At 37.4% G+C, this 13747-nt stretch carries 11 protein-coding genes; 4 read left to right on the forward strand and 7 right to left on the reverse strand.

Features of this window, described 5'->3' with window-relative positions; all coding sequences use genetic code 11:
* The first annotated feature begins 13 nt into the window (after positions 1-13).
* Positions 14-277, forward strand: coding sequence for a 50S ribosomal protein L27 (gene rpmA / locus AC3RVG_RS15390; protein WP_026451119.1), 264 nt, complete (start codon positions 14-16; stop codon positions 275-277).
* A gap of 55 nt (positions 278-332) precedes the next feature.
* Here the strand turns inward: rpmA and AC3RVG_RS15395 are convergent, their stop codons facing one another.
* A complete protein-coding gene (locus AC3RVG_RS15395; RefSeq protein ID WP_489692367.1) occupies positions 333-992 on the reverse strand; it encodes a transglutaminase domain-containing protein in 660 nt (219 codons plus the stop codon).
* A 66-nt stretch (positions 993-1058) separates the two neighbouring features.
* Positions 1059-2120, reverse strand: a complete 1062-nt coding sequence (locus tag AC3RVG_RS15400; RefSeq protein ID WP_489692368.1) for a DUF1028 domain-containing protein — start codon at positions 2118-2120, stop codon at positions 1059-1061.
* 209 nt (positions 2121-2329) lie between these two features.
* Here AC3RVG_RS15400 and AC3RVG_RS15405 point away from each other — a divergent pair, with 209 nt between their 5' ends.
* Positions 2330-4432, forward strand: coding sequence for an ATP-binding protein (locus AC3RVG_RS15405; RefSeq protein ID WP_489692369.1), 2103 nt, complete (start codon positions 2330-2332; stop codon positions 4430-4432).
* A 77-nt stretch (positions 4433-4509) separates the two neighbouring features.
* On the opposite strand, the gene AC3RVG_RS15410 is transcribed toward AC3RVG_RS15405, so the two are convergent.
* The 5 genes from AC3RVG_RS15410 to AC3RVG_RS15430 form a co-directional block, all read right to left on the reverse strand.
* Positions 4510-5256 carry a succinate dehydrogenase/fumarate reductase iron-sulfur subunit gene (locus AC3RVG_RS15410; RefSeq protein WP_489692370.1) on the reverse strand — a complete coding sequence of 249 codons (747 nt, stop codon included), beginning with the start codon at positions 5254-5256 and terminating at the stop codon, positions 4510-4512.
* 90 nt (positions 5257-5346) lie between these two features.
* Positions 5347-7350 carry a fumarate reductase/succinate dehydrogenase flavoprotein subunit gene (locus AC3RVG_RS15415; RefSeq protein WP_489692371.1) on the reverse strand — a complete coding sequence of 668 codons (2004 nt, stop codon included), beginning with the start codon at positions 7348-7350 and terminating at the stop codon, positions 5347-5349.
* Positions 7351-7370: 20 nt separating this feature from the next.
* The gene (locus tag AC3RVG_RS15420; protein ID WP_489692372.1) at positions 7371-8027 is read right to left on the reverse strand and encodes a succinate dehydrogenase cytochrome b subunit; all 657 of its coding nucleotides are present in this window, start codon (positions 8025-8027) and stop codon (positions 7371-7373) included.
* 166 nt (positions 8028-8193) lie between these two features.
* Positions 8194-9312, reverse strand: a complete 1119-nt coding sequence (locus AC3RVG_RS15425) for a T9SS type A sorting domain-containing protein (protein WP_489692373.1) — start codon at positions 9310-9312, stop codon at positions 8194-8196.
* Positions 9313-9494: 182 nt separating this feature from the next.
* On the reverse strand, positions 9495-12332 hold the full coding sequence (locus AC3RVG_RS15430) for a WD40/YVTN/BNR-like repeat-containing protein (protein ID WP_489692374.1): 2838 nt from the start codon (positions 12330-12332) through the stop codon (positions 9495-9497).
* Between the two features lie 199 nt (positions 12333-12531).
* On the opposite strand from AC3RVG_RS15430, the gene AC3RVG_RS15435 reads away from it, so the two are divergent.
* Positions 12532-13017: a hypothetical protein gene (locus AC3RVG_RS15435; RefSeq protein ID WP_489692375.1), complete on the forward strand. Its 486-nt coding sequence runs from the start codon at positions 12532-12534 to the stop codon at positions 13015-13017.
* 234 nt (positions 13018-13251) lie between these two features.
* Positions 13252-13747 (forward strand): helix-turn-helix domain-containing protein (locus AC3RVG_RS15440; RefSeq protein ID WP_489692376.1); only part of this gene is annotated, 496 nt, incomplete at its 3' end.

Here is a 13747-nt window from a genome sequence, read left to right on the forward strand (position 1 = left end):
AAAAGTATAAACCATGGCTCACAAAAAAGGAGTTGGTAGTTCCAAAAACGGTCGCGAATCAGAATCAAAACGTTTAGGCGTTAAGATTTTCGGAGGTCAGGCTGCTATTGCTGGAAATATCATTGTAAGACAAAGAGGATATACACATCACCCAGGTGAGAACGTATATGGTGGTAAAGATCATACCCTACACGCACAAGTAGATGGGCTAGTGAAATTCACCAAAAAGAAAGACAACAGAAGCTACGTTTCTATCGTTCCAAACGCAGAAGCATAGTATCAATCTTGTTTGATAAAACCGAAAAACCTTCACATTGCTGTGAAGGTTTTTTTCATTTTACAGTATTATGCTGAAAATCTGAATAGGAAATAGGCATTTCTAATAAAGTCCATTTACGCTCCTCAGGATAGTGAGAGAGTATATAATTGGAAGGCTTGGTTAAATACCAAAAATCATCAGGGTTGTTTTTACTGCCATAACTTATGGCCCAAGTAATATCTAGCAATTGCCATTTACCATTCAGCTTTACCGCATTCCACGTGTGGTTTGGTTTTTTATCCTGTTGTATCTTCCCTGAATAGTTTTTTGTAAATCCGTGAATCACGGCTGCAGAAACCCCAACATCTTCGCAAAGACTTTTAAAAAGAAATGCGAAACCACCGCAAAGTGCCATTTTCCGCTCCAAAACTTTCCGCATTACATTTTCTTCAGAAGTATAAAATTCTTTTTGAAGCTTAGCACTTAAGCGCAATTCATTATCATAGGAAATATTTGCAGTAATCCATTTGTAAATTGCCGACACTTTATCTTCGTCACTCCTCGCATCTTTCGTAATAGCAAAAGCAAGCCTTTCAGTAGAAAATGCAGCCTTGGCTTTTTTAGATGTTGTATGCCTTTTGTAATCGCTATTCTTTCCTATTACCGCACCTATTTGTGCAATACCAGTAAGTCCGCCACAAAAGAAGAGTATAATAACAAATAGCTTTCGCATAAATAATAACATAGTTTATTACAAAACGTAACTACCTTATTTTTATTCGAAGGCAGATGTTAAATATTATCTGAGCAACAGTTTCAAATTTTCTTTTGAAACATTTAGCAAGCCCACTTTTGGTAATCTTCGCGTTAATTCTCTCCAGTTTGCATCCTTCTTATATATCATCTGAAGCATTTCTGCAGCACGCTCTATTTGTTTATCGTTTGCTAATGTTATAGCCGTCCAATATTGCATTTCTAAGTTTTCGGGAAACATTTTCATTGCTGCATTGTACTGCTCCATTGCTTCCTTCATTTCATTCTTTTCAACATATAAATCGCCTTGATTCATATGTTCATAAGCGCGAAACACTTTTAAAAGCCTATCAATCTCCTTTATTGGATTATCTGAATCATCCACGCGTAAATCTAACAATCTATCATTCCAAGGCTCGTTAGTAGCTTCCGGAGCAACTATCAATAGAGCTGCAGATTGTTTGCCGCGAATATCGCCTCCCGCATTTTGTGCTGCTTGCAAAACGGCAACCATTCTTTCGGCTAAAGGCATTTGGTGGTGTTCCTTCCAAGCTTTTTCCATTGCCGGCACAACTTTATCGTTAAGCATCATATTTGCTTGTACAGAAAAATTTTCACCATTAGTGTGCCCCGCAAAATCTATACAACTTTGGCCCGTATGTGTTGCCACTCTTCCTTGATTATCTAATATTGCAACTTGCCTGAAATCTCTACCTTCATCATCACTCAACAAAATAGATAGTGCTTCCTCTGGTGATTTTCCTTGTTTTAGTAATTCCAAACCACGAATGCCGAACGATTTATTGGTAAATGATTGTGTTGCAACAACGCCAACTCCAGCCTCGCCCCAAGAAACTCCAGTGCCTACACTAAACCAATGGCTCTGGACAGCAACCGCCATTTCACCTGTATTTGCATCGCGCGCCACTATTGAATAAGTATGTGCCAACGGATCGTTGGGCTTTATTTGCTGTGCTACGGACGGAAAAATTGAAAAAATCCCGAAGAATAATAGAAAATATTTCATTGTGTTTTCTTTAGAATTTAAAGATAAAGTTTTATCTAATACATAACTATTTTCATAAATAAGTATCAATAACTTTTCCATTGAAGCCGATTAGTTTAATCTTTGAATTCCATTATAATGTGCTATTTTAGTACTTTCTAAAAACCTGTTCTGAACACTTTCATATTTTGAGTTATTTGCGCTTTTTTATATTATTTATTTCCTGCGTTGGGTTTGCACAGAATAGTCAATATACTATTGTAAACCAAAACAAGAGTGAATATGCTATTCTCAAAGATTCGCTGAAAAGCATGCAAGATCGCACAGAATATATGCTTTCTGAAGGAAAATATGATTCTGTAATTCTTGTATCTATTGATAACATAAAGTTAGCCGAAAAAATTGGCGATGTGGAGGCCGCATATAAATCTAGATATCTAATAGGCGCTTCCTTTATCTATCTAAAAGATTTTAAGAACGCTCACTCTTATGCGCAGGATTACTTAAAATTTGCGCAAAAATCTAAGGACGACTTAAAGATTGCCCGTGCTTATAATTTTGCAGGAGCTATCTATTTAACCGAAAAAAAATACGATTCTGCCCTTCCCTTTTTTGAAAAAGCACTTACTATTTCACTAAAAAACAATGACACAATAGAGGCATCTTTAGTGTATTACAACCTTTCAGAATCTTATCTTAATAAAGGCAACAAAATTAAAGCTCAACGATACTTTACCAAAGCAAAACTAGGGCTTGCCGCTGTAAACTATAATGAGTTAACAACCGAAATGAATTTACTGCACGGTAAAATAAACCTGACGTTAAACAAACCTAAAGAAGCAATTGTAAATTTTAAAGAAGCCATTGAATTTGCGCAGGAACAAAAATATATAGACGACTATTTAATTGAAGTATACAAAGAATACAGCATCGCCTTATATGATATTGGGAGTTACCAAGATGCTTTTTTAGTGCGTAAAAAATTTGATAGTCTTACCGAAATTCAGTTTGAAAAGGAAAAACTGATGGCTGTCCAGAATGCTGCCGCCCAGTTTAGTGTAAACGAATATAAAAAGCAAGCACACCAAGCTGAGAAAGAAAAGAAATTAGTTTCAGAAAAAGCATTACTCAACAATATTCTGCTATACTTCTTTATAGGAACCGCCATAGTGATGGGTCTGTTTTTAATTATTCTATACATTTCGCACAAAGGAAGAAAAAGACTAACACTTACGCTAAAGGAAAAAAACCAACAGTACTTAAAAGCGAAACAAAAATCGGAAAAACTAGCTTTGGCAAAAAGCAAATTCTTTTCAACTGTTAGCCACGAATTGCGAACGCCGCTCTACGGAGTTATTGGTTTAAGTGCAGTACTTTTAGAAGACGAATCGCTCAAAGATCATCAAGAAGATTTAAAGAATTTGAAATTTTCGGCAGATTACCTTTTGGCACTTATAAACGATGTGCTTCAAATAAGCAAACTTGAGTCTAACACACTCGATGAAATGAAAGCGCCGTTTAACCTAAAAGATCTGGTTCAATCTATTGTTTCTTCTTTCCAATACGCACTGGTGCAGAATAAAAATAAATTGCACGTAGAGATTTCAAAAAATATTCCGCCCACTATTTATGGAGATCGCGTACGACTTTCCCAAGTTCTGATGAATTTAGTGGGTAACGCCATAAAATTCACAACCAATGGCGATATTTATATTTCGGCTCAAGAAGAATCAGTTTCTGAAAATGAAATTACCATACATTTTAGTATAAAAGATAATGGTATTGGTATTCCAAAGGAAAAGCAAAGAGCCATTTTTGAAGAATTTCAACAAGTTAATTCCGACCAGAATAAAATCCAAGGAACTGGACTGGGGCTGACTATTGTTAAAAAACTACTCGAAGCTTCAAAATCGAGCATTAAACTGAAAAGTGAAGTCGGAAAGGGATCGACTTTTAGTTTTACTTTAGGCTTTCGGGTTTTAGAACAATTACGAGAGGTGAAAAGTTTGGATGATACTAATGATTTAACCGGCAAAAAAATACTTGTGGTTGATGATAATCGTATCAATCAAATAGTTACTAAAAGAATAGTTGAAACTCACGGCATGATTTGCGAGATAGCCGAAAATGGAGATGTAGCTATCGCTAAAGTTAAAAAAGGAAACTTTGACCTAGTTTTGATGGACATAAATATGCCCGGTAAAGACGGAATTGAAACCACTAAAGGAATACGACTATTTGATAAGTTTACCCCAATTGTTGCCCTTACCGCTATTGAAATTGAAGAAATGAGAAATAAAATTGTGGCTTCAGGAATGAATGATATTATTATAAAACCGTACGATATAGACAAGTTTTTGAAGGTCTTACTTCACAATTTGAGTAAGGTGGAAGTATCTGCTTTAACGCGTTAAAACCTTCCTATAAGCCAATAAAAAAATCCTAAGCATTACACTTAGGATTTTTTTAGTATAAATGATTTCTTATGTATTTATCCTTTTGCACTCGCGAATAAATATTCACGGTTCATTCTTGCAATATTTTCAAGTGAAATTCCTTTTGGACATTCAATTTCACAAGCGCCAGTATTGCTACAGTTTCCAAAACCTTCTTTATCCATTTGGGCTACCATATTTAAAACGCGCTCTGTTGCTTCAATTTTTCCCTGTGGAAGCAAGGCAAACTGACTAACTTTTGCTGCAGTAAACAACATTGCACTAGCATTTTTACAAGCCGCTACACAAGCGCCACAACCAATACAAGTAGCTGCGTTAAATGAATCGTCAGCGTCTTGTTTATTTACAGGTATCGTATTGGCATCAATCGTATTCCCAGAAGTATTTACTGAAATAAAACCACCAGCCTGCTGAATTCTATCAAAAGAACTTCTGTCTACCACCAAATCCTTTATTACTGGAAATGCTTTTGCGCGGAAAGGTTCAATTACAATAGTATCGCCATCCTTGAACATACGCATATGCAATTGGCAAGTTGTTACTAATCTATCAGGTCCGTGCGGCTCTCCATTGATTTGCAATGAGCAACTTCCACAAATTCCCTCACGGCAATCGTGATCAAAAACAACTGGCTCTTCGCCTTTGTTTATAAGGCCTTCGTTAAGAACGTCGAGCATCTCTAAAAAAGACATGTCACCTTCTATTCCATCAATGGGATAGGTCTTTAATTCTCCCTTTGTAGTTGCGTTTTTTTGACGCCAAATTTTAAGTGTAAGTTTCATCTTTATAATATATTTGATAAAGCGGAAGATGGAATGCCCAAAGTATTCATCTTCGTTTTATTAGAAAATTGTTAATGGGCATTTCAAAGTCTATTTATATGATCTCGATTTAACTTCAATATTCTCGTACTCCAATTCTTCTTTGTGAAGCACAGAATTTCCTGGTTCTCCAGTATATTCCCAAGCGGCAACGTACATAAAGTTTTCGTCGTCACGTAATGCTTCTCCTTCTTCAGTTTGATATTCTTCACGGAAGTGACCACCACAAGATTCGTTTCTATGTAATGCGTCTTTCGCGAATAATTCACCTAATTCTAAGAAATCTGCAACACGAGTAGCTTTTTCAAGTTCCGCATTCATTTCGTTCATATCGCCCGGAATCTTTACATCTCTCCAAAATTCTTCGCGCAATGCTTTAATATCGGTCATTGCCGATTTCAAATCTTCCGCATTACGAGCCATTCCACATTTGTTCCACATAATGTGGCCAAGTTTTTTATGGAAATGATCTACCGAATGTGTTCCTTTATTATTTATCAATTTTTCCAAAAGCTCACGAACCTTGTTCTCGGCTTCGTCAAATTCTTTAGAATCTGTTGGTATTTTTCCGGTTTTAATATCGTGCGCTAAATAATCGCCAATAGTATAAGGAAGTACAAAATAACCATCTGCCAAACCTTGCATAAGCGCTGAAGCTCCCAAACGGTTAGCACCGTGATCGCTGAAGTTAGCTTCTCCAGTAACGTAGCACCCAGGAATTGTAGATTGTAAGTTGTAATCTACCCAAACGCCACCCATAGTGTAATGTACCGCAGGGTAAATCATCATTGGAGTTTCGTATGGATTTTCATCTACGATTTTCTGGTACATCTGGAAGAGATTTCCATATTTGTTTTCGATAACCTCTTTGCCAAGTTTTGTAACTTCTTCTTTGGATGGGTTATGAATACCATTCATAACAGCCTGTTCATTTCCGTAGCGCTCAATTGCCGAAGCAAAATCTAGGTAAACAGCCTGTCCAGTTTTATTTACACCATAACCAGCATCGCACCTTTCTTTTGCGGCACGCGATGCAACATCTCGTGGCACTAAGTTTCCGAAGGATGGATATCTTCTTTCTAGGTAATAATCTCTATCTGCCTCAGAAAGGTCTTTTGGTTTTTTCTTTCCTTCACGGATTGCCTTAGCATCTTCAATATTCTTCGGAACCCAGATTCTACCGTCATTTCTTAAAGATTCAGACATCAACGTTAGTTTACTTTGATGATCTCCTGAAACCGGAATACATGTTGGGTGAATCTGTGTATAACAAGGGTTTGCAAAGTATGCCCCTCTTTTATGTATTTTCCAAGAAGCTGTAACGTTGCTTCCCATAGCATTTGTAGAAAGGAAGAAAGCATTTCCGTAACCTCCTGAAGCAATAACCACAGCGTGTGCGGAATGTCTTTCTATTTCACCTGTAACCAAGTTACGGGCAATGATTCCTCTCGCTTTTCCATCAACGATTACTAAATCTAGCATTTCGTGACGGTTGTATGGAGTAATTTTTCCGCGGTTTATTTGGCGGTTCATTGCAGAGTAAGCTCCTAATAATAATTGTTGGCCAGTTTGTCCTTTCGCATAAAAAGTACGTGAAACCAAAACGCCCCCAAAAGAGCGGTTGTCTAAATACCCACCATATTCACGAGCAAAGGGAACACCTTGTGCTACGCATTGGTCAATAATATTTGCTGACACTTCAGCAAGACGGTACACGTTTCCTTCGCGGGAACGGTAGTCGCCACCTTTTACGGTGTCATAAAATAATCTGTAGTTTGAATCGCCATCACCTTGATAGTTTTTGGCTGCGTTGATACCTCCTTGTGCAGCAATAGAGTGTGCACGACGCGGAGAATCTTGATAGCAAAATGTTTTTACGTTATAACCTAATTCGGCAAGGGTTGCAGCGGCGCTTCCACCAGCAAGACCCGTTCCTACCATAATTATGTCTATGTTACGTTTATTGGCAGGGTTAACGAGGTTAATATCGTTTTTATAATTTGTCCACTTATCTGCTAAGGGTCCTTTTGGGATTTTTGAATCTAATGTTGACATAGCGTTGCGTTTCGTGGTGTTTATTGATTAAAGTGAAGGTAAAGCGCAATAAATATAAATCCTAGCGGAATAAATATTGCGTAAAACTGCGTGAACCCTCTCAAACCTTTTGAATATTTGTTATTCCAACCCATACTTTGGAAAGACGAAGAAAAGCCGTGCCAAAGGTGAAGCATTAAAAGCACAAAGGCGAAACAGTATAAACCTGTGCGCACTGGGCTTTCAAATTTATGAAGCAACTCTGGGTAATAACGAGTGGCGTCTTGCGGATTGCCTTCTATATATTTGTGCATTATTTCCGGGAACCAGAAATCGTAAAAGTGAAGTCCTAAGAACGCCAAAATTACGGCACCGCTAATAATCATATTTCGCGAAGCCCAAGTAGAGTTTTTGTTTCCTTTAAACGATTTGTAACTAATTTGTCTTGAGTTGCGGTTTCTTATTTCAAGTACCAACCCCATTACAAAGTGAAAAATAACCCCAATAATTAAAATAGGTTGGGCTATAAATTGCACCACAAAATTATGCCCCATAAAATGGGACAAACTGTTGAAGGTATCGGGATCGATAACCGCAGTGATGTTGATGGTAAAATGTTGTGCCAAAAACAGCACAAGAAATAAGCCGGAAAGTGCCATAGCAACTTTACGCGCAATTGATGAAGATAATATTGCCATTATGGTTTTATTTCGAGAATAGTTGCACAAAAATACACTTCAAACCGCTTGTTGCCAAACATTCTTAATTGTTTAAAATCTATTTAGAATGGGTTTAAATATTATAATGCAAAAAAAAAGGCCAACTGTTTGAAACAGTCGGCCTTCTATCAATATTAAAAGTTACTTACTGAACGATTAATTTTTTGGTAACATTCATGTTGTTTTGAGTTACGCTTACCATATAAACACCTGCTTTTAGAGCAGAAACGTTTAATTCACTACCAGAAATAGTAGCTCTAAGAACTTGTTTCCCAAGAACATCAAAAACAGCAACTTGTTTTTCACCTACAATCCCTGTCTGAATATTTACAATATTGCCACTAACTGGGTTTGGATAGATATTAAAGTTTGAAGAAAGATTATCGTTTACGCCTGCAGTTTCAGCTAGCTCAAATCCAAATAATTGATCTTCTGGAGTTCCTTGACCGATACCTATAACGGTAGTTTTTCCCGAAACAACATCATCTGAAATGAATAATCCACCTGCAATAGATGTATTACCTCCTGGTTGCTGACCACTTGTGTTATAGTCATAAACAACACCAGTTGCTACTCCATCAGGAAGAGATAACTGACGAATTAATGTTGCACCACCAGCAGCACTTTGATCTGCGATCCAAAGGTAAGGTCCTCCAGCAGAAACTAAATCAACAGCTCCACCATAGATTGCTCCACCGTGATTTGCAAATGGAATAACAGAAAGTTCGGCTCCGCTCATATCAAAAGAAGCGATATCAGAAGAGAAGTTTCCAGTCCAAAAACCACCATTTCCACCATCTAACGTAGGATCAAAAGCAACCATACGCGCTGTTGCACCAGTTGAAGGAGAAATTGTGATAGTGCTAACAACCGTTTTGCTTATTGGATCAACTTGAAAAATTTGAGTTGATGCAGTACCTATATAGGCATTTGTTCCATCCCAAGTAATAGAGCGAGCACCTGAAACTCCTGGTATAGAAAAGGATGTAATGTAGGTACCATCACTAGCTAATAAATTTAGTTGATTTGAAGCCCAAGCTGAAACCCAGAATTCGTTATTTATAAATGCAACACCAGCATTTCCATTAGCCCCAATCTCTGTGAAAAGATTGTAGTTGAAAAGTGGATCGAACATTGCGTTCGTACCAGGAGTTGTTTGAGTGCCGGCACCAACAACGGGAGCCGATTCTGCATTTTGAGCGTAACTTGAAACATTAGCTCCAAAAGCAAACGCCACTGCTAAAATAAGTAGTTTTTTCATCATTAAATTGTTTTTAAATTAGTGTATCGAAAATAGTCAATAATTGTTATCTCCCAAATATTCGGACGAAATAAAATTACTATTTCAACATAATTTTAACAGTACTCTTAGGGATAAGACAGAATCTCATATACGCTATGGCCCAGTGAAGAATTCAGCGGCTTTCCAGACACTGTAAATATTGCTTATTCAATAATAAGTGCGGTAAAAACTGTTCCCAAATTAGAAATTTCGACTTTATATTTCCCTTTCGGCAAATAATATTTTCCGTTTTCAGCTTTTCTGACTTTTATTTCCGCTTTTTCTAACACCCTTTTTCCTTTTTCGGAAACAGAAAAATCATACTCCAACACATTTACTCCCTTTGTGGTTTCCGTTGAAAGTTGTTGCAATTCTTTACCATCTTCGGTTTTAATTGTAATAGTTGTTTTTCCAGATTGCGGACTGTAAAACTGAAGATTGGTTTTTGGCTCATAAACTTCACCCCAAGTGCTCCATTTACTGCCCCAACGTGGACTAAAATTCAAAGAATCTATTTCGGCAAGAACCATTTCGCTCATTGTATTTATATTCAGTTTTTGCAACAAAGCAATATCTGCCACATAAATGGATCTTCCGTGAGTCCCTAAAACCAAGTGCTTAGCTTCTGGTTGAATAACCAAATCGTGTACCGCAACATTGGGCAATTCTTTCGAAAAAACATCCCAACTTTCGCCGCGATTAAAGGAAATATAAGCGCCATTATCTGTTCCCAAATACAACAAATCTTCATTCACAGGATCTTCTTTTATTACGTTTACTGAAGAAGTTGGTAGGTTGCTGCTTATGTCTTTCCAAGTAGCACCATAATTATCGCTTACATAAACATAGGGTTTAAAATCATCCCAGCGATACCCGTTTAAGGTTACAAATACACGTTCTTTTTTATGTGAAGAAGCTATTACGCGACTCACCCACAAATCTTTCGGAAATGTATTCGAAATATTTGTCCAATTACCGCCACCATCTTTTGAAACATGCACCAATCCATCGTCGCTACCCGTATAAAGAAGTCCAAATTGAAAAGGAGATTCGCTAATGCTGGTTAAAGTACCATAAGCAACATTCCCGGGTTTTCCGCCATTCGTTAAATCTTCAGAAATTGCCGTCCAATCATCGCCTTGGTTCATGCTTCGCATTAATTTATTTCCACCTAAATAGAGAATATCCTGATTATGCTTACTCAACAAAATGGGCGTTTGCCAATTAAAACGGTAGGGGCTATCGCCCAATTCATGTTTCGGTTGGATGTAAACAGGATCGCCGCCATTTCTATTTAATCTGAAATAATTTCCAAATTGAAACCCAGTGTAAACTATTTTGCTGTTTCTATTGTCAATCTCTACTTGCATCCCGTCGCCCCCAAAAAGAAATTCGTACGGATACTTACCATTTTGAAGCCAGCCAGGATTTGCTTCATAATCATGCGGACCAACCCAAACACCATTGTCCTGCAATCCGCCATAAACGTTATAATTTTTTTCATTATCCACATTCACCGAATAGAATTGACCAACAGCCGGAGCGTTATTTTTTATCCACGTTTTACCATCGTCATAACTTATGTTTACGCCGCCGTCGTTACCGTCAATTAAATGGCCAGACATTTTAGGGTTTATCCACAGTGCGTGGTGGTCTGCGTGCACGTTATCGGCATCTATGCTTTTGAAAGTTTTTCCGCCATCGGCAGATTTTAAAATTGGCACGCCGTAAATATATATTTTGTTAGCATCGCTGGGGTCAACGTGAATTTTTCCGAAATAATATCCGTAGCTATAATACAAATCGTCTATGAAACCTTCGTGAGTTTTCTTCCAAGTTTTTCCGTCGTCGGTACTTTTGTAAACCTCAGCACCAATAACAGGAGTATCAAAAAGTGCGCTGTTAGCATCTTCAAGATATTTTGCCAAATCTTCGGGTTTTACAGTACCCACGCGCACCATTTGTTTTACGTTTTCGGAGCGATATTTTTCTTGAAAACCATTCATTTTAAGGAACTGGTTTAGCTTTTTATCATCCAATGCAAGAAAAGCTGCCGTGTCCATATTCTTGAAATCGTCTTTTGTAAGAATATCTGTCTCTTCTTTTTTAGCCTCTTTTTCTCTGTGAAATTGATTATCAACAATCAAATAAACGGTATTGTCATCTACCACCGCAGTGCCCATTCGGCCCATTCCTTTGCCAACTGGCAAACCGCTATTTTCGGTAGAAACTTTCGACCACGAACTGCCCGCATCGGTACTTTTATAAACACCGCTGCCCTCGCCACTGCCATCAAAATTCCAGGCTTTTCGGTCTTTATCCCAAGCGGTGGCATACATAGTATTGAAATTTTTCGGGTTTGTTGAAATTTCAATTATACCAGATTGATCATTTATAAAAAGAGTTTTCTCCCAATTCTTACCGCCATCAGTAGTTTTAAAAACGCCACGTTCTTCATTCGTTGAATACAAATGACCCACTGCTCCAACAACCACCTCATTTGGATTGGAAGGATTTATTAGTATACTGCTAATATGATGGCTTTCCGTCAGCCCCATATTCTGCCAAGTTTTACCTTTATCATCGCTTTTCAGCAAACCAATTCCTGCGTAAGAAGAACGAGAAGCATTTACTTCACCCGTACCTACCCAAATAGTACCATTTTTCCAATCTACAGCAACGCAACCAACGTTTTGGGTTGGACTGCTATCCATCACCGGTGAAAAGGAAGTGCCGTTATTATTGGTATACCAAAGTCCGCCGCTGGCATAGCCCACATAAAATTCTATAGGATTGTTTGGATTTACCGCAAAATCTACCACACGACCGCTCATAATAGTAGGTCCAATACTTTTGAAGGGTACCTTTTTTACTGAAGACGTTTCTGCAAGTTGGGATTTTTGTGTAATGCCGGTTGTAATTGCAGCAGCAGAAGTTGCGGGTTGTTGCGAGAAAGCCACCGCCGTAGCCAAACAAAGTGCCGAGAGAAAAAGCTTGTTCATAAATATAGTTTTTTGAAGATTGGAAGGTAATTAAATGGGGCGTGTTTTGCAATGGTTTAATTTAGGGATGCGGGAATTAGCGAAGAGCGAAAAGAGGTTTATTTTTTGGTATATTTGGATTGCATATATTATGGAAATAAACACAACAATTGTATTTATTTACATGTTGTGGGTAATTTAAAAAATACGCTAATAGAAAATGGAATTTTATTCTCCGGATATAGATTTAAAAAAGACTTTTGGAAAGGAAATTAAGGATGCGGAATATATCTCCGTAATGAATAAAATCTGTAAAAACGCAAATATTGCTTATCAAGAGGCTCGATTTATTCCACATAATTTGCTAACAAACTGGAATGAAATCGCAGAAACTGAAATATTTGGCGACGAAGACACCGAAGATTTTGATCTTGACTTTCGAAGAGATATATTGTTTGAGCTAGAAAACAATGGAACTCTGAAAGGTTTTGATGAACATCAAATATTTATAAAAATTTTGGAATCAATAGACGAAAAGTTGAAATCTCAAACGTTCATCCCAACTGAATTGGAAAGTGAAATTCGATGGTGGAATTGTATTGTTTTTAAAAAAGGAACTAAAGAATATATTACTCGGATTGAGAATGATATGTTTGACAAATTTAATGTGAAATTAGATTTGAAAAATCGGATTGAAGAGATTTAAAAACTACCCACAACAATGTATAACCGCAATTACGGCGGATTCGACTGCGTCCGAATCCACGCGTAATTGCTACCGTCGGTGCTTATCCGAAAAACATTAAATTTAATCCCGTAACTGCGGTTATACTAAACGTTGTAGCACATTTGGGTACGGTAAAGGGACATCCTTTACAAAGTTAAAGGGACATAGTTTACACTTTTAAGATTCATAAATTGCTTGAAAAAGTAATTTATCATGGTCTGGAAAGCAAAAACTAAAATGGAACAAAAGGTAGAATTTATTCACGAATGGTTAACTCAAAATTACACCATCACAGAACTTTGTAGGTCATTTAATATATCACGGCCTACCGCATACAAATTGATTTCTCGGTATGAAAAAATGGGACTATCGGGCTTAATTGAGCAAGAAAGAGCTCCGATTAATCACCCCAACAGAACCGATCAAAAAGTAGCGGATTCAATTTTAAAATTAAAGAACAAACACCTGCTCTGGGGTGCCAAGAAAATCCGCATATTGTTGTTTAAACAGTATCCAGAGGAACTTATCCCAAGTGTGGTCACGGTCCACAACATTCTTTCTAAAAATGGTCTAGTTAAACCTCAAAAGCGAAGCAGAAGAGTCAAGCCTGTGTATCCAATTTTCGATCCCAAGAAGTGCAATGAAGTTTGGAGCGCAGACTATAAGGGGAAGTTTTTAATGGGTAATAAAATATACTGTCATCCGCTTA

The organism is Aequorivita sp. IT1282 (assembly GCF_058068205.1).

Coding starts and splice junctions, on each gene's coding strand:
- rpmA (WP_026451119.1), top strand. CDS start 14: ATGGCTCACAAAAAAGGAGTTGGTAGTTCCAAAAACGGTCGCGAATCA.
- AC3RVG_RS15420 (WP_489692372.1), bottom strand. CDS start 8,027: ATGGCAATATTATCTTCATCAATTGCGCGTAAAGTTGCTATGGCACTT.
- AC3RVG_RS15430 (WP_489692374.1), bottom strand. CDS start 12,332: ATGAACAAGCTTTTTCTCTCGGCACTTTGTTTGGCTACGGCGGTGGCT.
- AC3RVG_RS15435 (WP_489692375.1), top strand. CDS start 12,532: ATGGAATTTTATTCTCCGGATATAGATTTAAAAAAGACTTTTGGAAAG.
- AC3RVG_RS15425 (WP_489692373.1), bottom strand. CDS start 9,312: ATGATGAAAAAACTACTTATTTTAGCAGTGGCGTTTGCTTTTGGAGCT.
- AC3RVG_RS15410 (WP_489692370.1), bottom strand. CDS start 5,256: ATGAAACTTACACTTAAAATTTGGCGTCAAAAAAACGCAACTACAAAG.
- AC3RVG_RS15395 (WP_489692367.1), bottom strand. CDS start 992: ATGCGAAAGCTATTTGTTATTATACTCTTCTTTTGTGGCGGACTTACT.
- AC3RVG_RS15405 (WP_489692369.1), top strand. CDS start 2,330: ATGCAAGATCGCACAGAATATATGCTTTCTGAAGGAAAATATGATTCT.
- AC3RVG_RS15400 (WP_489692368.1), bottom strand. CDS start 2,120: ATGGAAAAGTTATTGATACTTATTTATGAAAATAGTTATGTATTAGAT.
- AC3RVG_RS15415 (WP_489692371.1), bottom strand. CDS start 7,350: ATGTCAACATTAGATTCAAAAATCCCAAAAGGACCCTTAGCAGATAAG.